Source organism: Methylobacterium sp. CCH5-D2 (genome assembly GCF_001556475.1).
In the GTDB taxonomy this organism is placed as follows: Bacteria; Pseudomonadota; Alphaproteobacteria; order Rhizobiales; family Beijerinckiaceae; genus Methylobacterium; species Methylobacterium hispanicum.
Genome location: NZ_LSIX01000089.1, coordinates 1 through 259 on the forward strand (window position 1 = coordinate 1; position 259 = coordinate 259).

General features: G+C 69.1%; 1 protein-coding gene. It reads right to left on the minus strand.

Features of this window, described 5'->3' with window-relative positions; genetic code table 11:
• Positions 1–259, minus strand: a 259-nt coding sequence (locus AX737_RS01980; RefSeq protein ID WP_156453476.1) for an efflux RND transporter permease subunit, incomplete at both ends; no start/stop codon positions are given.

Below are 259 nucleotides of genomic sequence, written 5' to 3' on the forward strand. Positions count from 1 at the left end.
CGTTGCGGGCGGCGATGCCGGTCAGCGTGATGAAGCCGATCATCGACGCCACCGAAAGCGGCTGCCCGACCAGCCACAAGGCGGCCACCGAGCCGATCAGCGCCAGGGGCACGTTGCCCATGATGATGAGGGCGAGCGCGGCCGAGCGGTAGCGGCTGTAGAGGATGGCGAAGACGAGAGCCAAGGACAGCGCGGAGAGCGCCCCGATGGTCCGGCTCGCCTCCTCCTGCGCCTGGAAGGTGCCCTCCAGGCTGGTGAA